Source organism: Paenibacillus helianthi, assembly GCF_001909055.1.
Taxonomy (GTDB): Bacteria; Bacillota; Bacilli; order Paenibacillales; family Paenibacillaceae; genus Paenibacillus_AQ; species Paenibacillus_AQ helianthi.
Genome location: NZ_LVWI01000034.1, coordinates 20292 through 45729 on the forward strand (window position 1 = coordinate 20292; position 25438 = coordinate 45729).

18 protein-coding genes are annotated in these 25438 nt (G+C 50.3%); 12 read left to right on the forward strand and 6 right to left on the reverse strand.

The window, feature by feature from the left end; translation table 11 throughout:
* Nucleotides 1-214 precede the first annotated feature (214 nt).
* The 7 genes from A3844_RS09750 to A3844_RS09780 all read left to right on the forward strand — a co-directional run bounded on the left by A3844_RS09750 (nucleotide 215) and on the right by A3844_RS09780 (nucleotide 9732).
* Nucleotides 215-1552, forward strand: a complete 1338-nt coding sequence (locus tag A3844_RS09750) for a sugar ABC transporter substrate-binding protein (RefSeq protein ID WP_074083882.1) — start codon at nucleotides 215-217, stop codon at nucleotides 1550-1552.
* A gap of 114 nt (nucleotides 1553-1666) precedes the next feature.
* Complete coding sequence (locus A3844_RS09755; protein WP_074102778.1) at nucleotides 1667-2980, forward strand: sugar ABC transporter permease; 1314 nt, start codon at nucleotides 1667-1669, stop codon at nucleotides 2978-2980.
* On the forward strand, nucleotides 2977-3825 hold the full coding sequence (locus A3844_RS09760; RefSeq protein WP_074102777.1) for a sugar ABC transporter permease: 849 nt from the start codon (nucleotides 2977-2979) through the stop codon (nucleotides 3823-3825). The genes A3844_RS09755 and A3844_RS09760 overlap by 4 nt, the downstream gene beginning before the upstream one ends.
* A gap of 98 nt (nucleotides 3826-3923) precedes the next feature.
* On the forward strand, nucleotides 3924-5978 hold the full coding sequence (locus A3844_RS09765) for a methyl-accepting chemotaxis protein (RefSeq protein ID WP_074107308.1): 2055 nt from the start codon (nucleotides 3924-3926) through the stop codon (nucleotides 5976-5978).
* A gap of 162 nt (nucleotides 5979-6140) precedes the next feature.
* Complete coding sequence (locus A3844_RS09770; RefSeq protein ID WP_074107309.1) at nucleotides 6141-7124, forward strand: helix-turn-helix transcriptional regulator; 984 nt, start codon at nucleotides 6141-6143, stop codon at nucleotides 7122-7124.
* A gap of 111 nt (nucleotides 7125-7235) precedes the next feature.
* Complete coding sequence (melA, locus tag A3844_RS09775; protein ID WP_074107310.1) at nucleotides 7236-8741, forward strand: alpha-glucosidase/alpha-galactosidase; 1506 nt, start codon at nucleotides 7236-7238, stop codon at nucleotides 8739-8741.
* 94 nt (nucleotides 8742-8835) lie between these two features.
* On the forward strand, nucleotides 8836-9732 hold the full coding sequence (locus tag A3844_RS09780) for a stalk domain-containing protein (RefSeq protein ID WP_167374662.1): 897 nt from the start codon (nucleotides 8836-8838) through the stop codon (nucleotides 9730-9732).
* Nucleotides 9733-9797: 65 nt separating this feature from the next.
* Here A3844_RS09780 and yhbH read toward each other — a convergent pair whose 3' ends face one another.
* The 4 genes from yhbH to A3844_RS09800 all read right to left on the reverse strand — a co-directional run bounded on the left by yhbH (nucleotide 9798) and on the right by A3844_RS09800 (nucleotide 20238).
* Nucleotides 9798-10958, reverse strand: a complete 1161-nt coding sequence (gene yhbH / locus A3844_RS09785; RefSeq protein WP_074084048.1) for a sporulation protein YhbH — start codon at nucleotides 10956-10958, stop codon at nucleotides 9798-9800.
* A gap of 106 nt (nucleotides 10959-11064) precedes the next feature.
* Nucleotides 11065-12732 (reverse strand): DUF11 domain-containing protein, encoded by a 1668-nt coding sequence (locus A3844_RS09790; protein WP_074107312.1) that lies wholly within the window; start codon nucleotides 12730-12732, stop codon nucleotides 11065-11067.
* The gene (locus A3844_RS09795) at nucleotides 12729-19208 is read right to left on the reverse strand and encodes a DUF7507 domain-containing protein (RefSeq protein ID WP_244169741.1); all 6480 of its coding nucleotides are present in this window, start codon (nucleotides 19206-19208) and stop codon (nucleotides 12729-12731) included. The genes A3844_RS09790 and A3844_RS09795 overlap by 4 nt, the downstream gene beginning before the upstream one ends.
* 400 nt (nucleotides 19209-19608) lie before the next feature.
* Nucleotides 19609-20238 carry a class I SAM-dependent methyltransferase gene (locus tag A3844_RS09800; protein WP_074102773.1) on the reverse strand — a complete coding sequence of 210 codons (630 nt, stop codon included), beginning with the start codon at nucleotides 20236-20238 and terminating at the stop codon, nucleotides 19609-19611.
* 214 nt (nucleotides 20239-20452) lie between these two features.
* On the opposite strand from A3844_RS09800, the gene A3844_RS09805 reads away from it, so the two are divergent.
* Nucleotides 20453-21391, forward strand: a complete 939-nt coding sequence (locus A3844_RS09805) for a hypothetical protein (RefSeq protein WP_074107313.1) — start codon at nucleotides 20453-20455, stop codon at nucleotides 21389-21391.
* A gap of 95 nt (nucleotides 21392-21486) precedes the next feature.
* Here A3844_RS09805 and A3844_RS09810 read toward each other — a convergent pair whose 3' ends face one another.
* Nucleotides 21487-21888, reverse strand: coding sequence for a hypothetical protein (locus tag A3844_RS09810; RefSeq protein WP_074083892.1), 402 nt, complete (start codon nucleotides 21886-21888; stop codon nucleotides 21487-21489).
* 173 nt (nucleotides 21889-22061) lie between these two features.
* Here A3844_RS09810 and A3844_RS09815 point away from each other — a divergent pair, with 173 nt between their 5' ends.
* On the forward strand, nucleotides 22062-22439 hold the full coding sequence (locus A3844_RS09815) for a DUF423 domain-containing protein (RefSeq protein ID WP_074083893.1): 378 nt from the start codon (nucleotides 22062-22064) through the stop codon (nucleotides 22437-22439).
* Between the two features lie 103 nt (nucleotides 22440-22542).
* Here A3844_RS09815 and A3844_RS09820 read toward each other — a convergent pair whose 3' ends face one another.
* Nucleotides 22543-23079, reverse strand: a complete 537-nt coding sequence (locus A3844_RS09820; protein WP_074107314.1) for a hypothetical protein — start codon at nucleotides 23077-23079, stop codon at nucleotides 22543-22545.
* Between the two features lie 219 nt (nucleotides 23080-23298).
* Between A3844_RS09820 and A3844_RS09825 the strand changes: the two genes are divergently transcribed.
* From A3844_RS09825 to sufC, 3 genes are all read left to right on the forward strand, one after another.
* Nucleotides 23299-23601 (forward strand): YunC family protein, encoded by a 303-nt coding sequence (locus tag A3844_RS09825; RefSeq protein ID WP_074083895.1) that lies wholly within the window; start codon nucleotides 23299-23301, stop codon nucleotides 23599-23601.
* Nucleotides 23602-23894: 293 nt separating this feature from the next.
* Nucleotides 23895-24356: a Dps family protein gene (locus A3844_RS09830; RefSeq protein ID WP_074083896.1), complete on the forward strand. Its 462-nt coding sequence runs from the start codon at nucleotides 23895-23897 to the stop codon at nucleotides 24354-24356.
* Between the two features lie 292 nt (nucleotides 24357-24648).
* On the forward strand, nucleotides 24649-25431 hold the full coding sequence (gene sufC, locus A3844_RS09835; RefSeq protein WP_074083897.1) for a Fe-S cluster assembly ATPase SufC: 783 nt from the start codon (nucleotides 24649-24651) through the stop codon (nucleotides 25429-25431).
* The last annotated feature ends 7 nt before the right edge of the window (nucleotides 25432-25438 follow it).

Here is a 25438-nt window from a genome sequence, read left to right on the forward strand (position 1 = left end):
TAAATTTACTATGTGCAAACGTTTTTGCAATTATGATTCCTGTTGTATTATGAAATAGGAAATGAAGCGCTTTCCAGAACTTGATGAAGCGTATATAGAAGGGGCAACAACGAATACATACTTTTTTTTTGAATCCCCTGAAATCGTTTGCGCAAGATCTGGGGCATCATCGTAAGTGTGAGGTATGATACACAAATTAGGAGGGGTTTAAGCAATGGAAATGAAAAAGCTCATGGTTCTCACCGCAGCGTTCTCTATGGCAGTATCCATCACGGCGTGCGGTTCTAACAACAATGGCAATAACGGGGGAAATGCTGCGGCAAGCAATGCACCAACAGACAACGCTACAGCTACTAATGCTGCTACGAACAGCGGTAATGCTGCTGCAACTGGTGAAATTGCACCGGAAGACGGCGCATCGCTGCTTGTATGGGAGAGTAAAGAAGAGAGACCTTTTGCCGAAGAAATCGCCAAACAATTTACAGCTAAATATAACGTTCCCGTGAAAATTGAAGAGATAGCTCCGCCGGATCAAGTAGGCAAGCTTACACAGGATGGTCCATCCGGTCTGGCTGCAGACGTAGTACTGATCCCGCATGACAATCTGGGCAAAGCCGTAAGCGCAAGCCTGCTGCTTCCAAACGATATCTTTACTGAGCAGACCAAAGCAGACAACACAGAGGCTTCCATCATAGGCTCCTCCTTCGACGGCGAATTGTACGGCTATCCTAGAGCGGCAGAAACTTATGCTCTCTACTACAACAAATCGTTGGTCAAAGAAGCTCCTAAATCCTTCGATGACGTGATTGCCTTCAGCAAAACGTTCACAGACAAGGCGAAGAGTAAATATGGAATTATGTGGGAAGTGGGCAACATGTACTTTGGCTATCCGTTCATTGCCACTACCGGCGGTTACCTGTTCGGTAAAGACGGCACAGACAAAGACGATATCGGCCTGAACAACGAAGGTGCCATTGAAGGTCTGAAGACTTTCGTCAAATTGAAGGAAGCACTGCCTGTCAAGAGCGGTGATATTACTGCAGACATCAAACGCAGCTTGTTCAGCTCCGGAGATGTAGCCATGGATATGACAGGTCCTTGGGAGCTTGCCGCCTACAAGGAAGCGCTTGGTGACAAGCTGGGTGTTGCCCCAATCCCAACTATTGACGGCAAAACAGCAATTTCATTCTCCGGCATCAAAATTTTCGGTGTCAATGCTTACTCGAAATATCCGAACGCAGCCAAATTATACGCTCACTTTGCGTCAAGCAAGGATGCACAGCTCCTGCTCAATAAATTGATCGGTTCCATTCCAACCAACAATGAAGCGCTGAAGGATGCACAGATTACGGGTGATCCGTACATCTCCGCTTTTGCTGAGCAGGCGAAGAACTCCCAGCCAATGCCGTCCATTCCTGAAATGGGCAACGTATGGAGCCCTGTGAATGCGGCCCTTCCGGAAATTTGGGATAACAACGCTGATCCGAAGGCGGCAATGGATAAGGCCGTTCAGCAGATCAAAGACCTCAATAACGGTTCAACTTCTAAGTAACAGAGGTTTTTAAACAGCACATCATTAGCACATAGTGGATATTCATTCGCCCGCCGCTCCGGGTAGCGGCGGGCGGTTTCCTGAATTCCGCGCGGAGAGGAGAACGGAAGAGAAATGCAGCGACACCGCAGCAGAGCCGCAATACTGTCGACCATTTTTATGGGATTGGGACAAATATATAACCGCCAATTCATTAAAGGGCTTATTTTTTTAGCTGTAGAGGCTGGAGCTCTGGTCTATTTCATCGCTAATTTGGGAAGGGCTTTTTGGGGGATTACTTCACTAGGGGACTCTCCAAGCCATTTGGTAAAGGTAAAGGGAATCACGAAAATGGTGGCTGGAGACCATTCCATCGTCATTCTGATTCAAAGCTTGATCACCCTGATGTTCTTTGTGTTATTCCTGATTGCCTGGTATATGAATATTAGGGATGCCCATAAAACCGGAGAAGAACGCGATAACGGTCGTCCTTCGAATACATTCAAACAGTCTGTACGCTACATTCTGGATTACAAGTTTGCCCAGAGCTTTTTATTGATTCCGGGTCTCGGTATTTTGTTTTTTACCATTATGCCGATTATCTTTATGATCATGCTGGCCTTTACAAACTTTGCCGCACCGGATCATATTCCGCCGGCGAAGCTGGTGGACTGGGTAGGGTTTCAAACCTTCCGTAATCTGCTGGTCCTCAAATCATGGAGCCATACCTTTTACGGTGTACTTACCTGGACGATTGTCTGGGCGGTTCTATCAACTGTAACTACTTATTTCGGCGGGATGCTTGTCGCTCTGCTGATTAATCAAAAAGGTATCCGTTTCAAGGGTCTGTGGAGAATGATTCTTATTTTGCCTTATGCGATTCCGCAGATGATTTCCCTGCTGCTGATGCGCAATCTGTTCAACGGGCAGTTCGGCCCGATCAACCAGTATCTCGGCTATTTCGGACTTGGAAAGCTACCTTGGCTGACAGATCCGTTCTGGGCTAAGTTCACTGTTATTATTGTCAACATGTGGGTAGGGATTCCAGTATCGATGCTGCTGATTATGGGTGTGCTGACTACGATCCCGCGAGACATGTACGAAGCAGCCGAAGTCGACGGGGCGACCAATTATCAAAAGTTCCGGATTGTTACGCTGCCAATGATCTTGTTCTCTACTGCACCTACGCTGATTATGCAATTTGCCGGCAATATCAACAACTTTAATGCAATCTACCTTCTGACTCAGGGGAATCCGGTCAACGGGAATTATCAGTATGCCGGATCAACGGACTTGCTGGTAACGTGGCTCTACAAGCTGACGGCGGATCAGAACAAAAATAATATGGCTTCCGCAATAGGCATTATACTCTTCATTATTGTAGCCGGGTTCTCCCTGTACAATTACCGCCGGACCAAATCATTCCAAGAGGAGGATATGATTCAATGATTATCGGACGCAAGCTTACGAGCATTATTCGCTTGAGCCTCAGTTACATCGTTCTGATTGCGCTGGCGATTGCTGCAATCTATCCGGCACTCTGGATTCTGCTAGCATCCTTCCGGCCGGGCAAGTCTTTGTACAGCAAAACGCTGATTCCTGAACACTTTACGTTAGCGCATTACAAGGAACTGTTCACTTCACCGGTCTATATGTTTGGGACCTGGTATGCGAATACACTTAAGATTGCCGTATTCTCTATGCTGATCGGTGTGGTGCTGACCCTTCTGACCAGTTACGCTCTATCCAGATTCCGCTTCAAAACCCGTAAGACTACCATGTCGGTACTGCTCATTCTCGGGATGTTCCCGGGCTTCATGAGTATGATTGCGATCTATCTGCTACTCAATCAGTTCGACCTGCTGGATACGCACATGGCACTCATTATCGTCTATGCGGCAGGAGCGCCCCTTGGCGGTACGCTGATCGCCAAGGGCTTCCTGGATACCATTCCACGATCATTGGATGAAGCGGCGCGGATTGACGGAGCCAGCAATTTCGGTATTTTTGTCCGGATTATTCTTCCGCTCTCCCGGCCTATGATTACCTATATGGCGCTTACTCAGTTTGTCGGCCCGTGGGTGGATTTCATCTTTGCCAAGCTGATTCTGCGGACCAAGGAGAACTGGACGGTCGCTGTCGGGATGTGGGATATGGTCAATACGATGCAGAATTCCAATTTCACACTGTTCGCAGCGGGGGCGGTGTTGATTTCCGTACCGATTATGATTCTGTTCGGATTCCTGCAGCGTCTGCTCGTTGACGGTTTGACCGCTGGCGCCAGCAAAGGATAGTTGTCTTGCCTGCTTCATGAATCACCGAAACACAAGGTACAGCCTTTATGTTGTCTATTAAGGGCTGTACCTTTATTTTGTCCTGAGGAGAGAGTGTAATGAAACGCCCGCGTAACTTACGATTTAGATCGGTAGGCATCAAGTTGTTCGTCATTTTGTTCTGTACGATTGTGCTGCTGTCCTCGGTCCTGGGTCTGACTTCATATTATGCAGCAAAAGGCATCATTACAGATCAGGTTGCTGCTGCTTCCTCCCAGTCCATCGTGCAGGCTGCAGACAAGCTGGATTTTCTATTTGCCGAGTATGAAGCACTTTCGCGGCAGTTTGCCGTGGATTCCATTTTAAAAGCAGATATGGAGACGGTGAACCATCCGGGAGCCGGAACTGTCGCCAAAGCGGCGGCTGAGGACCGGATCCGCCGCAAGCTGGACTCGGTCAAAGGCTCGGATGAACGGATGCTGGGCATCCGGCTTATCTCAAGAAACCTGGTGGAGTCCGAATCTTACAAGTCGACAGGCATCAGCGCCGTCCGCAGCGACGAAGGCATTCTGGCAAGAGTAAAACAGATTGATGAAGCCAAAGGCGATCCCGTCTGGTTCTCGGTAAGGGCCAAAGGCTTCTTCGATGTGTATGCCGAGTCTTCGATGACGATGGGCAGGCTATTACGGAATATCAAGCATCCCGAAGCGGAGTACTACATGCTGATTGAGATCAAGGGTCAGGCGCTTACAGATATTCTCTCCAATCTGCATATCGGGCGTGCCGGTGAGATTCGCATTCTGGACCCGTCAGAAAGTATTGTGTATGGAGCGGACAACAAGCTACTCGGCGAAGCCTCATACATACACCCTGAAACAGAGCCACCGAAGGGGCAGCTTCATTCGTTCACAAGTGAAAACGAGCAGGGTGCTCCTCAGCTTGTGGTCTATCAGCCGCTGGATACGGCCAAGTGGACGCTGATGGGATATGCTCCGGTTAGTGATTTTACCAAATCTGCGGACAAGCTGCTCTACATCACACTGTTGGTTGTTCTCGCTGCGGTTGTGATTGCTCTGTTGATCGGCTACCTTCTGGTCCGCCAGATTGGCCGTCCTCTAGGCAAGCTAGCCCGGCTGATGGAGGAAGGCGAGCAAGGCAATCTTCAGGTGCGCACGAGCTTCAAAGGCCAGGATGAGATTGGCCGGCTGGGCCACAGCTTCAACAAGATGATGGAGCAGATCGCATTATTAGCAGGCCAGAGCGGCAGCTCGGCAGCTCAGGTTCTGTCTACCTCGGAGCAGTTGGTGAATGCGTCCGGTACGACCTCCACCCATGCAAGAGAAGTGGCGGCTGCCACTGAAGAAATTGCTCACGGGGCAGCCAGTCTGGCGCTTGAAGCAGAGAGCAGTAACCGCAACGTGGAATTGATGAATCTACAGATCAAGGAAGTGAAGGAGATCAATCAGGCCATGGATACTTCGGCGGAGAAGGTCATCACAGTCAGTGACCAGGGAGCCGAGCTGATGAAGACACTGGTTGCCCAGAGCGAATCCACTGTGCGGATGATGGATTTGATTCAGGAAAATTCCATCAGACTGAGAGAAAGCACACATCTGATCCGCAGCATCCTGACCCCAATGGTCGCTGTGAACAAGCAGACGAATATTCTGGCGCTCAATGCTTCCATTGAAGCTGTTAGAGCCGGAGCAGCCGGAAGAGGCTTCATTGTAATTGCCGACGAAATCCGCGGTCTGGCCAATCAGTCCAACCAATCGATTGCCTCCGTGTCAAGGATTACCGAGGAGATCAGCAGTCATATTGACAATACGGTTCAGGTTGTGGGCGAGACTGCTCCGCTATTTCGTGAACAGATTTCTTCCGTACGGGAATCTTCTATTATCTTTGAAGATGTCCGGGCAGAGATGGAGCAGTTCATCGGCTATTTGAATGAGTCGTCGGCGTCGGTCACGGCACTGACAGAATGCCAGCACCTGCTGGGTGAATCCATGGCTAGCGTCCGGGCGGTGGTTCAGCAGACCAGTGCCTCCACGGAGGAAGTGGCCTCCATGTCCTCACAGCAATTCATCGTGAGCGAGGAGCTGGTCGCTCTGTCCGGCAAGCTGGAGACGCTGGCTGAGGAGCTGAAGCAGTCGCTGGTTTCTTTTCACGGATAAGCTTGATAGATAAAATGGGCCCCTGCGTCGAATCAATCATCGGCGCGGGGGCTTTTTGCATAGTCTGTTTTCTGTTATACCTATCCGATTCTTGTACGGGCAGGGTTCAAGGGATACACTTGTCCTATATGGAAGGCTCCGAAAGGTCTTATAGGAAGAAATATGAACGCTGCATACAGAAAGGGGGAGACTGGCTTGCCAGAATTAAATGGAAGCCTGTTTCAGCAGGCTTTGCTGGAAGGAGAATATGGTCCACATTTTTTTGCCTACTATTATAAGCAGTGGAATTCATATACGATGGCGTACCATCAGCATCATTCGACGGAGATCATGTACCTGATTTCGGGAAGCTGTATAGTCGATGTGTGGCAGGATGCGAATGCAGAGGAACGCTTCCGCCTGAAGCGGGGAGAGCTGATTATGCTGGATGCTAATGTGCCGCACCGTCTAATTGTCGAGGAGGGCACGTCCTGCCGGATGCTGAATGTTGAATTTGGCTTCACAGCTTCTACGGGAGCGGCCCCTTCCATCGCCAGACTGGCCGGGGAGGAAGAGGACCTGGCCGCACTGCTGCGTATGCCATTCCGCAGTCTGGTGCTGCCGGACCCTGAAGAGGTATTTCATGTGCTTAAATCGCTTGTACTGGAGCTGGACCGGCACGGCGGCGATGGTGAAGCACGGGGAGCCGGGCAAGGGGGCATAATGATCGGGCTGCTGTTTGCCGAGCTGCTGCTGCGCTTATCCAGACTTCGTCGGGAACAGCTTCAGACCAGCCAGCAGCCCTCGCAGCTCTATGTGCGGCGCGCGATTGAATTTCTGCATCAGAATTATGACCGCAGTATTCAGGTCAAAGAGGTTGCTGCCGAGGTCAGCGTTCATCCCGGTTATTTGCACCGCATCTTCCGGGCGCATACGGGCCGGACACTGACGGACTACCTGAATATGCTGCGTATGGAGAAGGCAAAGATGCTGCTGGGACAGAGCGAAATCCCTGTTGCGGAAATCGCTGACTATGTAGGGATCAGCAGCAGGCAGTATTTTCACCTCCTGTTCAAGAAGTACACCCGCTGTACTCCAGTGGAATACCGTAATTCGATAGAACGCTTCTCATGGAGTGATCATCAGCCAACGGCTACAGACAGGTGAGGATTATTGACAGGTTACCGGTAAAATAGTCATGATATTGGTAACGCTTCCCGCGGCCACCTTGCTACAATGGACAGGAACCATTCATTCATTGGGAGGATGATGATAGCAATGTCTTTTAAAGTAGCTTTTATAGGGGCGGGCAGTATCGGGTTCACACGCGGCTTGTTGCGTGACCTGTTGACGGTACCGGAATTCAAGGAGATCGAAGTCTCCTTTATGGATATTAATCCTCAGAATCTGCAGATGGTCACCGAGCTGTGCCAGCGGGATATCCGGGAGAATGGCCTGAAGATCACCATCTCGCCTACGACAGATCGCAGAGAAGCTCTCGAAAATGCCAAGTACGTATTTTGTACTATTCGTATGGGAGGGCTTGAGGCGTTTGCAACCGATGTGGATATTCCGCTGAAGTATGGCGTAGACCAGTGCGTAGGTGATACCTTATGTGCAGGCGGAATCATGTACGGGCAGCGGGGGATTGCCGAAATGCTGGAGATTTGCCGTGATATCCGGGAGGTGGCTGCGCCGGATGTGCTCCTGCTCAATTACTCGAACCCGATGGCCATGCTGACCTGGGCCTGCAATAAATACGGGGGTGTACGGACGATTGGACTGTGTCACGGAGTGCAGCATGGGCATCAGCAGATAGCCGAGGTCTACGGGCTGGAGAAATCCGAGGTGGATATAATTTGTGCCGGGATCAATCACCAGACCTGGTATATCTCCGCGAGGCATAATGGCAGGGATCTGACCGATGGGCTGCTTGAAGCTTTTGAACAGCACCCGGAATTCAGCCGGACGGAAAAGGTACGGATTGATATGCTGCGCCGCTTCGGCTATTACAGCACCGAGTCTAACGGACATTTGAGTGAATATGTTCCGTGGTACCGCAAGCGCAGCGGTGAAATTATGGACTGGATCGACCTGGGCAGCTGGATCAACGGAGAAACCGGGGGATATTTACGGGTCTGCACAGAAGGCCGCAACTGGTTTGAGACCGATTTTCCCAATTGGATGAAGGACCCGGCGCTGGAATACACTTCTGAGCAACGGGGCGAAGAGCATGGCTCCTATATTATTGAAGGTTTGGAGACGGGCCGAGTGTACAGAGGCCATTTTAATACCGTCAATAACGGCATTATTGCCAATCTGCCGGATGATGCCATTATTGAAGCGCCGGGATATGTCGATCATAACGGCATCTCTATGCCGCTGGTCGGTGAGCTGCCGCTTGGTCTCGCCGCTGTGTGTAATGTCAGCATTTCCGTACAGCGTCTGGCCGTTGAAGCTGCCGTTCATGGCGATGACAAGCTGCTGCGCCAAGCCTTCATGATGGACCCGCTGGTTGGAGCCGTCTGCAATCCGAAGGAAATCTGGCAGATGGTCGACGAGATGCTGGTTGCCGGAGAACCTTGGCTGCCGCAATACAGCGCTGCGATTGCCGAAGCGAAGGCACGCCTCTCCTCGGGTGAACAGATCCCGACCCTCACTGATAATGCCGGCGCTGCCCGGTTGAAGGTGAAAAGCGTGGACGAAATGATGCAGGACCGTGATGCCGCGAACAAAAACGCCGGTGAATCCGATAAAGGCAAGGATCGGGAGAAGGTAAATTAGGACTTCAAAGGAATGACATGGAAGTTGACGATAAAGTAGAAAGGGTGATTTTAATTATAATGGGGGTATAAGGTATTTGATGAAGAATTTAAATATGAGTAAAATTGCAGTGTTCTTTCTGGCCTTCGTTCTGACAGTTATGTCTTTGGGTCCGGCAGCAGCCTCCGCAGCGGCACCAAACGTGAAGACGATCCGTGTCTTCGTCCAGAGCAAGGAAATCCATCCGAAGGCTGCTCCTATCCTGCAGGGGGGCAGAGTGTACATCGAGTTCCGCAGTGTTGTACTGGCTTTAGGATTCAAGTTCAACTACGATGCGGCCAAAAAGGTGATCACAGCAGATTCGGAGGATACTTCCTTCAAAATTGATCTTAAATCGGGGAAGACCTTTCTTAACGGCCGTGAATTTACCTACAGTAAAGATGCTCCAATGATACTGGGCTCCGGAGCCAATGTACTGGTTATGAATCATTTGTTCAATGCTACCTCCAATATTAGAGTGAACTATGATGCCGTTCATAAAAATATTGTTGTCTACCAGACCGAAGCAGAGTCTGTCGATTATCTCTCCCTTGCCAATAAGGAAGCGGTTGTTCCGGATGCCGACAAGGTAGCCATCTATACGTTGCTTGATAAATATATACAAGCAATGAACGATGAGGATGCACTGGCGCTGATGGCGGTGGATCGCTCTCCTGAAGCATATTATACCAATCGGAATCTGAGCAAAGATCAGGTCAAGCTGCTGCTGGAAAACAACTTTCTCAAACACGAGCTGAAGTATACCAAGAAGCAGGCGACCGTTGTCTCATATGGACCGAATAAGGCCACAGTCTATTTTGTTTATACTGTCAGTGACAAGGATGATAAAAGTTCAGTGATACAACTATTTTATTATCTTAAATCGGTTGTCAAGGCCTCCGATGGCAAATGGTATTTGGATAACAAGGGGGATACTGTGCTGCATGTTGAGCTTTTATTAAGTGACGAATAACTGTCAATTGTTCAAAAGGATATCGACAGTAAAAGACCTCCACCTTTCCGGGTAGAGGTCTTTTCTTACTGCACAGTGTGCTTTTTGCCGAAAAAGGTCTTCAGTGCCTGATAGACTTCCTTCTTGTCCTTGATCACATAGTGCATGAACTGCTCCTGCTTCAGATGACGGTATGCAGACATCAGGGTACTGCTTCGGTTGTATTGGTTAACCTCTCCATAGCCGAACATGTTGCTGCGCTTCAGCAGCTCTCCGATCAGCTTGACGCAACGTTCATTATCAGAGGTGAGATTGTCGCCGTCAGAGAAGTGGAAGGGATAGATGTTATATTTGGAGGGCGGATAACGGCTGTCGATAATGTCCAGCGCCTTCTGATAGGCTGAGGAGCAGATGGTTCCCCCGCTCTCGCCACGGGTGAAGAAGTCATGCTCGCTGACCTCCCTGGCCTCTGTGTGGTGTGCCAGGAACACAATTTCCACCTTTTCATACTGGCGCCGGAGGAAGCGGGTCATCCAGAAGAAGAAGCTGCGGGCACAGTATTTTTCAAAGGTGCCCATGGACCCGGAAGTATCCATCATCGCAATAATCACCGCGTTGGAATGAGGCACCGTGATATCATCCCAGGTTTTGTAGCGCAGGTCGTCGGGGCTGATGCTGTGAATGCCGGGTTTGCCCCGGCTGGCATTGCGGCGCAGGTTCTCAAGCAGGGTACGCTTCTTGTCAATGTTGGACATCATGCCTTTTTTGCGGATATCGTTGAAGACGATGGATTTGACTTCGATCTCTTCTTGTGCCTTGGGGGCAAGATGGGGCAGTTCCATATCCTCGAACAAGATGTCCTCCAGATCCTCCAGATCGACCTCCGCTTCTACCGTATCCTGACCGGGCTGATCGCCTGCCTTATCGCCTTTACCCGGCTGGGCGGACTGGGAATCGCGGCCGAGTACATCCCCGACCTGACTTTCACCGTCGCCCTGGCCGACGTGCTTCTGCTTGCGGAAATTGTAGATAATCCGGTACTCATCCAGACTGCGGATAGGCACTTTAACGATTTGCTTGCCGTCGGACATAATAATATTTTCTTCGGTCACGAGGTCAGGCAGGTTATCCTTAATGGCTTCCCGGACCTTCTGCTGATGACGTTCCTGATCCTGATGGCCTTTACGGTGAAGGGACCAGTCTTCTTTGGATACGACGAACGCGTAATGACCGGATGATTGCGGCAGAACGACCACCTCCCATGGAATATTAATCGGTACGGGCACAAAGGGTGACTGAAGGGCAGGTTGTAACTAAAGTATATTCATGGGGCTGGGGGATATGTGAACCTTCTTATTCACTGATTTCTTCGATGATCATTTTATAGCTGTTCGAGCGGGTCTCCCCGGAGTATCTATGCCCATCGATAGTGTACATATAGAGTGCGGTTAAAGAGCCCTGGAGAGCACGGCCCAGATAACCGGGATTGATGCGGATTACATAGCTGAGTTGGATGGTTTGCCCCGGTTGTACCGTACCGAGGGGGATAATCCCGCTGTACGGGGTTTCAGGTGTAACATAACCCGTTGCGAGGGTGCTTCCCTGGGGAATGATCTCTATGAGCGATACCTCAGCCGGATAGTTGCCGCTGTTGGTAACGGAAATATAGAATTCGGCAATACCGCCGGGTTCAGCTATTGGAGGCTCACCTGTAACTTGAACAGAGATGACCGGTGAAAACAGCAAGGAGACTACGGTGTTGGAACGTTCAGTCTCCCTTACAATGCGTCCATCAGGCAGTCTATAAGTATACTGTACGCTGCCCTGATTCTGGATTACAGGGTTCTGGTGTATGTTGGTCTCGGCCGGGATGGAGACAAGAAAATCAACAATAGCCGCGGAGCCTGCCCTTAGGGTGCCAAGGGGAATACCCTCTCTGGGATGGGTCCCCTTCTGAGCAGTTCCGTTGAGATTCACACTATCCCAGATAAATAGTGTGTCGTCAGGCATAATATCTGCAAGGACTGCATCCACCGCCAGATTCCCGCTATTGCTGACGGTGAACACATAACGCAGATGATCCCCGGGAGCTGCGTTGGATTTATTAACCTTTAGGCTGACGGACAGCCCGGAGTGAACAACGGTGACATTGACCGTGTTGCTCTTGGTATCAGCCGTATCCCCGCCTGTGTAGTAAGAAACAACGGCCTGCGTGGTTAATACTGATGTTGCAGGGGTTGAAGTGACTCTAACCTGATACGTGATTTCTGTGGTTGTACCTGTGCCCAGCGGCGCCACTAGTATGCCTTTGGCCGGGTCGTTATCAGGCGAATAAATACCGCCGGAGATGACACTTCCGGGGAGGAACACGGTCCCATCCGTCACAGGAATGGTTGCTGTAATATCGGTCAGCAGCCGGGTTCCCTCGTTCTTTAGCCACAGTGTGTAGGTTACAGTATCCCCGATAAATGTGGTAGATGTGCTTGCGACTAGCAGAATGGAGAGCTGGTAGGAGAGCAGAGCAACTGTAACCTGGTTTGATAAAACTTCTCCCTGCACGATCCTCCCCTCCGGAGTGCTAAAGGAATAGACGGCCTTGGCTCTATTGCTCAGCTTCAGTGAAGGCGGAAGTGCAACAACAATGACCTGAAAGGCAATCTGTACGTCGGTCTGTGGAAAGATCGTTCCCAGCGGTATGCCGGAGGAAGGAGAGACCCCGGGAAGGGGAACTCCATCTCGCAGGACGCTGTTGGCCATAAAGGATACGCCAGAAGGAATAGCGTCTATCAGGGTAGCCAATGCCGACACATTGCCTTCATTTCGGGCAACGAATGTGTATACTAGGGTCTCTCCAAGGGAGGCACTGGTTTGATCCGCGCTTTTTAATATAGAAAGAACCGGACCTACAATCGGGGTGTTGATCTTATTAGAGTAAGTAATGGAGTCTATGCCCGCTGCCGATCGGAAGAACACCTTGGATTGATTGGTTACAACAGGTTGAAAGGGGGAAGCAGAGCTCATGTCTGAATCACCCTTACCTGGAAGGTGGTGGTAGAGGAGGCTCCGGGCGCAACCGTTCCAATTACAATGCCTGTAGCAGGACTAGCGCCGGGACGGGCGGCTCCATCCACCGTGACACTGCCGGTGACGAACTGGCTGCCTTCTGGAATCGGGTCAACCACCACTACATTATTCACGGGAACAATTCCGTTATTCGTGACCACAATAGTATACGTGATTATGTCTCCGACGACCGCATCAATAACAGGAGTGCTCTTGACGGCCGTTACATCAGGAGAGGAGACCGGAATAACCAGTTTGTTCGACAAAGATGAGCCAGAGAGCAGACGGCCATCCGGCGGACTGAATGTGAAGGTGGACGCGGCCTGATTCACAAGCTGCTGCGGTGATGGCAGCGATGCCACGGTGACCTGCAAGGTAATCGTCACGGTGATAGTTGCACCCGGAGCAACACTGCCGACATTCAGCCCGCTCGCCGGATCAGCTCCAGGCTGTGATACGCCATTTACGATTACACTGTTCGGAATAAACACCGCGCCTGGAGGAATAGTGTCTGTAATCGTGACATTCGCCGCAAGGTTGCCGGTATTCGTGATGTTGAGGAAATAGGTTACAGTATCTCCGACCGTTGCGTTTGTGGTATCCGCTGTTTTGACAATGTTAATGAACGGCTGGTACACCGGGGTAGCTAGAGTGTTGGAATATGAAGCCCCTGAGAACGCCCCGGAGGTAAAGCTCACGGAAGCCTGGTTGTTCAGAATGGCTGGCGTAGGCAGTGTATTAACAAGGATGCTGAAAGTGACTTGTATTGTTGCTCCCGGTGCAACGGTGCCCAGTGATATGCCATTGGCCGGATTGGCTCCCGGCAGAGGAGTTCCGTCAACGACTACGCTGCCGCTGACAAAGGAAGCGCCCGCCGGAATGGGATCACTGAGTACTGTATTATTGACCGGTGTAATGCCGCTGTTGGTAACAGAGATGCTGTAACTGATGGTATCCCCGATAACGGCATCGGTTGCAACTGTAGTCTTGGCGACAAGCACATTTGGCGATGAGACTGAAATCTGATTGATGTTGGAGAGCGATGTCTGATTGAAGGTCCGGGCATCCGGTAAGGTATAGGCATAGGAAACAGTAGCCTGGTTGGTCAACTGCTGGCTGACCGGCAAAGTATCGATAACAACAGAGAAAACAACACTAAGGCTTGCCCCGGCGGCAATCGATCCCAGTAGAATTCCTGTTGCAGGGTCAGACCCCGGAGACGGAGAACCGTTAATCAGCACGCTGTTGGCGAGAAGAGTGGACCCGGCGGGAATGGTATCCGTTAAAGTGGCATTTGCCGGGTAATTCCCTTGATTACTTACATTGACCGTATAAGTAATCGTGTCTCCAACCGTCGCATTTACAGAGCTTGAGCTTTTGGCTGCACTGATAACCGGCTGATAGACTGGTGTAGTCTGGATATTGGAGAAGCCTACACTAGAGAGTGCTCCGGAGGTGAAACTGACAGAGGATTGATTGTTCAGCAATCCGGTTGCCGGCAGCGAGGTTACCGTAACGTTAAAGCCTACGGTAACTGAAGCGCCAGGGGCAATAGTGCCTATGGTTACACCTGTAGCCGGAGAGGTTGCGGGTCGCGCCACACCATTCACCAGCACACTGCCTGTTACAAATGTAGTACCTGCAGGGAGCGCATCTGTGAATACAGCATTATTGACAGCAGCAATCCCATTGTTGGTCAATGTCACTGAATAAGTAATGGTATCGCCAATGGTGGTAGCGGTTGTTATTGTCGTTTTGACTACGGCGAGATTCGGATTCGAGACAGGAAATGTAATGGTATTGGACAGGACCGAGCCGCCAAGCGTCCGCCCATCAGGCAAGGTGAAACTGTAAGCTACGGTTCCTTGATTCACCAGCACTTGAGGATTGGGGAGTGAAGTGATCACTACCGAGAAGGCGACTGTTACTGTTCCTCCAGGAGTGACAATGCCGGCGGCAATTCCAGTAGACGGATCAGCCTGAGGGAGCGGGGAGCCATTAATCAGCACGCTGTTGGGCACAAAGATGGTACCGGCTGGAATATTATCCGTAATGGTTAGGTTTGCTCCATAATTGCCTGTATTGCTGACCGCTAAGAAGTAGGTTACGGTATCGCCTACTGTGGCATTCATTGTACTGGCGCTTTTGACGGCGGCAATAATCGGCTGATATACGGGGACGCTAACCAGATTGGAGAATACCGAGCCGGAAAAAGAAACGCCCGAGGTATACGTAACTGTGGCCTGATTGTTGATTGATACGCTAGCCGGGAGGGATACAACCGTTACACTGTATGAAACTATAGCAGATGCGCCAATAGCCAATGTGCCTATGCTTATCCCGGTAGCCGGATTGGCATTTGGAAAAAGAACGCCGTTGACCGACACACTGCCTGGCACAAAAGCAGTTCCCGGTGGGGGAGGATCACTTAGTATTATATTGTTGACCGGATCAATCCCGTTGTTGGTAATATTGACGGAATAAGGGATAGTATCTCCAATGGCAACCGATGTAGAGGTTGTGCTTTTCACCACAGCGACGTTAGGCGCGGAGACGCCGATCGTCACCACATTGGATAATGCTGTGCCGGTCAGCAGACGTCCGTCAGGCGGTGTAAAAGTGAAGGTTGCCGAAGCCTGATTGACTATTTGCTGTGGGGAGGGCAGCGAAACAATAATGACGGTGAAACTGACGGTCACACTTGCGCCCGGAGCCACAATTCCGACAGCGATCCCCGTATCCGGGGCTGATCCCGGCTGGGGGAATCCTCCTACAATAACACTGTTGGGATCAAATTCAGTGCCGTCCGGGATGTTGTCTGTAAGGGTTACATTTGCGGTAAGATTGCCGGTATTATTGACTATAATCGAGTAGATGACAGTATCGCCAATGGTTTTATTGAACGCGTCGGGACTCTTGACCAAGGAAATTTGCGGCTGAATGACCGGTGTAGTTGTAATGTTGGATGATGAGGAGCCTGAGAATACACCGGAGGTAAAGCTGACGGTTGACTGGTTGTTGATTTGTGAAGGAATCGGCATTGTTATCTTCACCTCAAATGTTACGGCGACTGAGGCCCCGGGGCCCAGACTGCCGATTGGAATGCCGGCGGACGGGATTGATAGCGGCTGGGAGACACCGCCCACAATTACGGTTCCGGAAATGAAGGCTGCATTCTCAGGCAAGGGATCACTGAGAATGATCTTGCTGACAGCAGCAATACTGTTGTTCGTCAGAACGGAGGTGAATGTTAGAATATCACCCGTAACGGCGTCAATGGCATTCACGCTTTTTACAATACTTACGTTAGGCGCGGAGACAGGAATGGAGAGTGTATTCGATACGGAATTCCCCCCAAGCTGCCGGCCATCGGGCAGGGTGAAGCTGAAGGCAGCCGCCGCTGTATTAAGCAGCAGCTGGCCGGGTGGCAGCGCGGTAACTGTGACCAGGAATGAGACGGTAACACTGTCGCCTGGTGCGAGTGGTCCTACAGGAATGCCTGTGGCGGGATTGAATCCCGGCAGAGGCGTGCCACCAATGGTCACGCTGTTTGCTTCGAATACTGCCTGCGGCGGCAGAGTGTCGGTCAAGTTCATCGTTGCGGCAATGTTCCCGGTATTACTGACAAGAATGGAATAGGACAGGGAGCTGCCGACAGAGGCCTGTGCTGCATTCGCGCTTTTTTCAAGAACGATAACGGGGATGAACACTGCAGTGCTGATCGTATTTGACAGAGCGGCACCACTGAAAGAACCGGAAGTGAAAGAAGCGCTTGCCCTGTTCACAAGGACTGCCGGATTCGGCACGAAACTCACATTCACCTTAAAGGTTACAGTTGCCGTGGTACCTGCAGCGATGGTTCCAAGGCTAAAGCCGGCGCCAGGGTTAGCGGAGGGTAGCGGCGTCCCGTTGATGGTGACACTTCCGGCTACAAATGCACCGCCAGTTGGAACCGGATCGGACAGGACCACGTTGTTCACAGGTACGCCACTGGGATTTTTGACAGCCACAGTGTAGGTGATATACTCCCCGACAGCAGCATTGGTAAGATTCACACTTTTGATCAGGGTGATGCCCGGTGCGGATACCGGAATACTCACCGTGCTGGACAAGCTTGTTCCAGAGAGGGAGCGCCCGCTCGGCAGTTGATAGGTGTAGTTGCTGCTGGCTTGATTCACTAGCACGGCTGGTGACGGAAGTGACTGCACCACTGTAAGGAAGGTAACAGTAACCGTTGCTCCAGGGCCCACAGCTCCCAGCGGTATCCCCACAGTGGGTGAATCCGATGGACGGACCACACCGTTGACGGTGACACTGCCGGGCACAAAGGCTGATCCTGCCGGAATGTTGTCACTTAGAATAACTGTGGCAGCCAGATTCCCCGAATTCTGCATCTGCAGGGTGTAGAGAACATTCCCGCCTACAGTCGCACTGGCTGTATTCGCACTCTTATTGATCCCTATGACTGGCTGATAGACAGGCGTTGCCGTCGTATTGGATTGGGTGATCCCTGTAAACACACCGGAGCTGTAGGATGCGGATGAGCGGTTTGAGAGCTGTGCAGGTGAAGGTACAGAGGTCACAGATACCTGAAAGGTAACGGTGACACTGGCGCCTGCTGCAATAGTACCTACAGTTATTCCCGTTCCAGGATCAGCAGACGGGCGCGAAGATCCGTTGACATTGACGCTTCCCGCAACAAAAGTGCTACCCGCCGGAAGCGGGTCAGACAATATAAGATTGGTGACCTGGGCAATTCCATTATTGCTGATTATGGAGGTATATAGGAGGACGTCACCTACGGCAACATCAGGGAAGCTTGCGCTTTTTACGATCACAACATTCGGCAGAGTAACAGGAATTGTAAGCGTGTTGGAAGCGGCTGATCCGGCCACCGTCCGGCCATCCGGTACCACAAAAGTATACGCGGCAGTTGCCTGGTCTACGAGCTGAGACGATGGAGAAAGACTATTTACCACTACCCGAAACTGGACGGTTGAGCTGCCTCCGGCAGCAATGACGCCGATGGCGATACCTGAGGCTGGATTGCCTGCTACCGGGGTTCCGTTCACTGTGAAGCTTCCGGGCACATAGGAGCTGCCGGCGGGAATATTATCGGTTAGCGTAGTAGTTGCGCCAATATTACCCGTGTTAGCAATCTGCAGGGTATAAATAATTTGATCGCCGACAGTGGCATTTGTGGTGTTGGCGCTTTTGACAATGCCAAGGACCGGAGAGTATACCGGCAGAGAGTCAGTATTTGAAGGAATAACTCCAGTCAATATCGATCCGCCCGCTACGCTCTGGAACGTAAATGCGAGATTGGCCGTATTGGCAACAATCTGCGAAGGTGGCAATGAAGTGACTTTGGCTTGGTATGTAATGGTCACAGAGGTGCCGAGAGTCAAAGTCCCAAGGGGAATGCCTGCTGTTATATCATACATAGGCCTAGGTATACCGGCTACAACCACACTTCCGGTCACAAAAGTTAAGCCTGCCGGCAAGGCATCTGACAAAACGGCGCTGGTCGCACTGGCAGTGCCCGTATTGCTGACAGTTACGGTATAGGTCAACGTATCTCCGACGATGGTTCCCGCCGCATTTGAGCCTTTGGTTAAGGTGATTTTGGGAGCATTGATGTCAATCTGCAGCGCATTTCCATTGACAACATAGGCATCGCCAGATGTGGTTAGGGTCAATAAGGCAGAAGACTGATTGTTGACGAGTCTCGCGGAGACATCGACATTGGTGATATCCCAGCCTTGACGTCCAGCAATGATGTTGGTTCCAGGACTGCCGTTGGTCTGATTGCGGGTCCCAAAGGTCCCGGTTGTATTGAGCACACCGGCATCATTATTTATCTGTGAAGCAAAAAAGTTGGTGGCGAAGTTATTGGGGCCAGACAACGCTACCTGGGTAGAGGTAGTTGGACCAAACAGCGCCTGATCTCCGGAACGGTTGGCATCTCCTTCCTGTGCGCTGAACAGAATTCTTCCGCCCAGTGCTCCTGACACAGGAGTCGCGAATCCAGTAATGGTTGTGACCACAGGAGCAGAACTGGCCTGTACAAGCACAGCGCCTGCCCGGAGAGACATATTGCGGAAAGGAAGAGACGGATTCGAGTAAATAACGCCTAAGGTCCAGCCCGCATGATTCGCTGTAGTATCGCCAGTAATTACTATCGTACCGACTACACTGCCTGCGGTATAGCTTCCGGCCCCCCCTGTCTGAATAATGCTGGTTACATTCGCGGAACGTACATAAGCGAAGCCTCCGCCGCCCAAATCGACAGAATTGCTGGTCGCTGCGTCCGGGGAGACACTGAAGAGAGTGCCCGCCGGCGTGGTGAAGGAGATCGGATTGTTAATGACAGAACTCAGGTTGACGGAACCGTTAATATAGGAGCCTGCCCAAATCAGCTCTGCATACAGCACTGTACTTCCTGAAGGTATTGACAGAATGGCGGCCGAGCTGTTGCTTGTATATAGATTTGTAGTTCCAGCGGGATAGGTTCCAAATGTGGAGGAAGTATTTACTGTGGTAAACGCCCCGATACTATCTTGAGTGCCCGGTACACCAGTTGTTTCAGACCTGCTCAGGCCTAGCGTGTTGCCCGTGAAAGTGATGGCACCGGTCGCGTTAATTGTAGCCCGAACGACTAGAGGAATGATTTTCACCTCCTTATAAAGAAGATACAGTATGTTATGACAACAATAAAAAAGGCAGACCGCTCGTTTTTTGAGAACGGTATGCATTTTATTCGGTTTGTTATTAGCCTATGACAGAATGTGGTAATAATTGTTTGTTATGGGCACATAATTAAGTTTATCTTGTCTATTCTGTGATCGGTCTTCTCCGGGCGAGCAGGGCGCGGGGTTCAGGGTAGGCTTTGCGGCTCATGTCTTCGAGCTCTTCAGCAGTTATTGGTTTTTTAATCACCGCAAAATGGTACATAATTTCATGAACGACATTGGACTGCAGCGTCTTCAGAATCTCCAGTTCCTCGGCTTCATAAAGAATGTCGTCAAAAGGATACTGATAGAACAGCTCCATCCGAAGCAGCCGATAGTCAAAGGGTGGCGCAGGCACCGGATAATCGGGGATTTCCGGAGAGACGGCTCCGGAGGAAGGCTGGAAAAAGCTGCCCGTTAAATGGCGGGGAGTATACTCGTCGAATTTCTGCTTGAACAGAGGATTAGAAATGTGGGGGAAACTGTGGGCATAAGGGGCCAGAATACAAACAACAGCTTTGTGGGTGCTGATCCGGTAGATTTCCGCCATTACGGCAAATAAATTGTCCACATACGGCAGCACACGGCTGGCCATAACAAATTCTGCAGTATTGTCCGGCAGTGGAATTCCCGTATTAATATTGCACACGATATCCACTCCGGGGCAACCTTCACGGCCGATTCCCAGATAACCAGATTCTTTGCCGGAACCGCAGCCGATATCTATTTTCAAGGAAATCACTCCTTCAGGGTCATTCTAAAAAAGGCTCTTCACCATTGTATTAATTTTGCAGCATGCTGCGTCCGGCGAATGCCTATCCAAGTTGTAAACGGTCCAATCTATATAGCAGAAAGTTTATGCAACCCGGGCGAAGGGTTATTCGTTAATAAGAGTAAGCCTAGCCAGGCGATTCGATTACCGTTTCACCAATGAGGAGGCAGTCAACATGAAATCACAACGTAAACTACCTGTTCTGGCGGCAACTGCTGTATTAATGCTGGCTATAACCGCATGCAGCGGTAATACCCCGGCCGAGGCTCCGATAGAGCCTTCGTCCACCGCCTCTCCCTCTCCGGCACAGAGCACGGCATCACCGTCACCAAGCCCTTCGACTGAACCCAGTTCTTCTTCTGCAACTGAACCCAGTTCATCTCCTGCACAGGAAGCAAAGATGATTCACGGTACAGGAATCTATGTCGGACAGATTGATAATCACTCGGTAGAGATCAAGACAGAAGAAGGAGCAACATCATTTGAGCTTGGTGCGGGGCTGGAGCAGTCTCTAGAGACCTTAAATATGGATGATCCTGTAGTCTTCGAATATGCCAAGCGAAGTGTAGAAGGAGACTCCTCCATTTCACAGCGGGTGCTGTCGAAGCTGGAAAAGTCTGCGGAGAGCGGAAGCGCAGCACCTTCAACAGGTAGACTCGCCAAGACGAAGACATTCAAGCTGACGCTGGAGGGCATGGAGGAAGAAAAGACGGCGACCCTGGCGACTGGAGCGGGATATTCACTCTATGTATTCGATATCTTCACGTTTGATGCGAAGACTGGCAAGCTGGCAATGAAAGTTGATCCCGGGTATTACGCCGAGATTACCAAGCTGCCCTCCGACTTCAATCTCGATGCCCTTCAACTGGAGGGTGAGGAGGAGCTGGCTTCTACTGGCAAAGTGACTGCACTTGGTCAAAAGGAGCGTGACCAGCGGATGACCGGCATCCGGCTCTATCTTACTGCTATGGGATCCGATTTGACCCGGGAGTATGTGGTGAAGGAAATGGACGGGCAGGGATATGTCATCAAGCTGAACATTCCGCAGCGGGAGGCTTCAGAGGGATTTGGACCGCATGTCTATGCTTCGCTGGACAGTATGGTCAGCCGGTAATTCCGTACTGGGCTGCAGTTTACACTAGGAAAAAAAGGGCCGCTTCCGAATAAAATCGGGGCGGCCTCTTCTTTGGAATGGGTAAGTGTTTGGCCTCAGGCTGAACCGGCATTAACGAGTACGGTGGCAATCATCAGCATGAACAGCAGCAGAATGACTCCATTAATTATAGTGCCGATGACAGCAAGTACCCTGCGGCGCTTGCGGAGGGTAAGTCCGATTATGCCGATTACAGCCCCGATCACATTAACCGCTGCCAGGACGAGTACAGACATTCCCAGGTAAAAGATAGACTCTGCAGAATTGGTAATGAAAGAGTCGCTTCCACCTGTGACGGAGGAGACGTTAGCACCTACAACGACAAAGGCAATAATATAGCCGGCAAGGGTAATCAGGGCGATAACAAACGAGGCAATACCGGGGCCGGAATGTTTGAAATCCCGAGGGTTTTCTTCATACAGAACTTGCTCTTCTTGTGGCGGAGAATAATCGTCCATGTGAGGCACTCCTTGTATCCTATTTGATATAAATGATGGTAGTACCCACTTTTCCATAAGATGGCGGCAAATGCAAGCCCGGTTTGCAAAATGTTCCAAACTTACGGCTGCTGGAAATACAATGTCCAGTTACGGTAAGATAGGAGAAGTTCAATAGAAGGAGCTGTGTATCCATGCAACGAAGATTTATAGCCTATGGAGCCTTGCTGGTCATGCTGTCTGTCGGCATAGGCGCGTTCGGAGCGCATCTGCTTAAAACTGTGATCAGTGAAGACTACCTGAAGGTCTACGAGACCGGTGTGCATTATCACATGATTCATGCGCTTGGACTGATTCTCATTGGGCTGGCGGCAGGTCAATGGGGGGAGAGCTCACGTCTGCGCTTAGCGGGACGGCTGCTGATGCTGGGGATTATTTTCTTCTCCGGCAGCTTGTACATGCTGAGTATTACCGGCATTAAGGTGCTCGGAGCGATTACTCCTCTTGGCGGGGTATGTTTTATTGCCGGGTGGCTTTGTCTGGCTTGGGAAGCTTTTTCACGAAAAGATTGATGGATACTCAGAACGAAGACCATAAAAATACAAACAAGCACCTGCCCCGAAGATTCCTTCCGGGACAGGTGCTTGTTTGTCTGGTGGTGAAGGTGTACATGGTCTACGAAAATTCGTCGATTTCATTGAGCTTGAACGTATACACTTGCTTCTCATCCACATGATATACACTGAGTGAATTGGCGGCTTCATCAAAATTCAGGATACGGCAGGGCATAGACACCTGTTTGCCGTGCCGGTTAGCGCGGAGCCGGACCAGTTGGTTGTTCTGAATGTATAGTCTGATTTTACCGTACGCATCTGCAGGAGTTGCCGCAGTTGTAGCCGCAGGTGTGACTGCGGGGACATTCTTGGGTTCAGGATTTTCAGCCTGCTTACCCGGTTGCTTCACTGGCAATTTAAAAGGTACATGAGCAGCCGTGGCGGGTTCCTGCTTCAGTGCAAGCTTCGCGGACCGGAGGAGGTTATCAATTGTTTTTCCGAGCTCAAGACCTGAGTTAATGTTGAAATCCGTGATTTTCTCATTGCTGTTCAACATTTCAAGCAAGTATTGCAGTGCAAGCGGGTTAGTACGGGCGTTGATCAGGATGTCGACATTGAATAAATAATTGCCGTCCGTGTGTTGTAGTTTCTTGTCCATAAATCCCCCAGCTTTGTCAGTAGACACTATTGAAAATACTATTTTAAAAGTATATAAACTATACCATTAATTAATGAATAAGCATATACCTCCTTATTGGGAAATCAGGACTATTGACCCTCATTTAGCGGAGAACTAGTCCTTCATCCGCACACTGATCCCCAATAAAGCATACACATACAACGTGATGGAGGATCAAGAACAAGGAGGTCATGTTGGTTGGTTACCATGGAGCCTGTTGTCGTAGGTGGTCATGTAATGATTGGTGTCGAAGTAAAGCTTCCCAAGACTACGCTGCTGTCGATCAGCACGGATAAAGGGTATATCATGTGCGGAGCGCTTGACGTGGGGTTGCTCAATGGAACGCTTAGCGACCGCAGGATTATAGCAGCCCGGGCCGTTGGTGTGCGGACATTGCCGCAGCTTCTGTCTGCACCTATGGAGTCCGTAACCATAGAAGCTGAGAAGCTGGGAATTGTACCGGGAATGACCGGGGCGGAGGCCTTGCTTCTTATGCTGTAAGCTGCTCTCACCCTGCCCGGTACTTTATTAAGGGAGGCCTCCGGGCCTCTTTTTGCTGCTTCCACCGCTTCAGTCCAAAGTTGATACTTCTGGAAAAGCATAAGCCGGACAGGCTTGGCTCATCCTACAGAATAAGCCATCAACAAGGAAGGCGTTCAGACTTGGTGTCTTGCACCAGAAAGGATATTTCATGTTTCGTCTCCAGTATGAAAGGGTAAATTCAGTATAGACAACTGCATGCCGGACCATGGACAGGCAGCCGGCTAAATTATGGATAAGGAAGGGATATTACAATGGCTAAAGCATCTGGCAAAGTCAACACAACTTCACTCGAACAAGTACTCAACCGTGAGGTTGCAAACCTGAACGTACTATACGTCAAAATTCATAATTATCACTGGTATGTGAAAGGAGAGCAATTCTTCTCCCTGCACGTGAAATTTGAAGAACTGTATGATGATGTTACCCTCAAAATGGATGAGGTGGCTGAACGTCTGCTGAGCATCAAGGGCAGTCCGGCGGCTACCATGAAAGAATATCTTGAACTGGCTACCATTCAGGAAGCTACAGGCAAAGAAGATACCCGCGGCATGGTTCAGACCCTGATTGAAGACTTCGCCACCGTGGCCGAAGAGCTTACTGAAGGCATTGAGCTGGCCGAGCAGGTGAGTGATCAGCCAACGGCCGATTTGTTCATCAAAATCCGCAGCGATTTGGAGAAAAACCAATGGATGCTGCGTTCTTTCCTGGGCTGATCATCCATTGCGAATAATCGCATCTACAATAGAAGTAAAGCCTCCAGTGCGGGGGCTTTCTTTTTTGATTTTTTTCAAATACAAGACTTTAAATGATTACATGGATTGAAAATAGATATTTGTAAAAAAACATGGTTTGTAATAAAATTAGTGAGAATCATTGATAATCACTCCGTTACACTTTATAATAATTATAATATGATATAAAATCTAATTTTGCTGGCATCAGGGATAACCTGTTACAATACAGCTTTCTGATTTCGCAAATCGAACAATGGGGGGAAACATTATTATGGCAGCAGATTTTGTCATTGAGGGACTGAAAGCATCAATTGAAGGAAAAGAAATTCTGAAGGGAATTAACCTTCAAATGAAGGGCGGCGAAATTCACGCCATCATGGGACCGAACGGTACCGGTAAAAGCACCCTGGCTTCGGCTCTGATGGGTCATCCCAAGTACGTGGTTACTGAGGGTACGGCTGTTCTGGAAGGCGAAGACCTGCTCGAAATGGCTGTGGATGAACGCGCGCGTGCCGGTCTATTCCTGGCGATGCAGTATCCAAGTGAAATTAGCGGTGTAACGAACTCCGACTTCCTGCGCAGCGCGATCAATTCCCGCCGTGAAGAGGGAAGCGAGATTTCCTTGATCCGCTTTATCCGTCAAATGGAAGCCAAAATGAAAGAACTGGATATGAACCCTGAGTTTCTGCACCGCTATTTGAACGAAGGCTTCTCCGGCGGCGAAAAGAAACGCAACGAAATTCTGCAAATGATGATGCTGGATCCTAAGATCGTCATTCTTGACGAAATTGACTCCGGCCTTGATATTGATGCGCTCAAAATTGTCGCTGAAGGCGTCAACTCCATGCGCAGCCCGGAACGCGGTTTTCTTGTGATTACCCACTATCAGCGCCTTTTGAATTACATCAAGCCAGATTATGTGCATGTCATGATGCAGGGACGGATCGTGAAATCCGGCGGCTCCGAACTGGCCGAGCGTCTGGAAGCAGAAGGTTATGAATGGGTAAAGGAAGAGCTTGGCATTGAAGATGAAACTGTAGGACAGGAAGCTTAAGAGACGC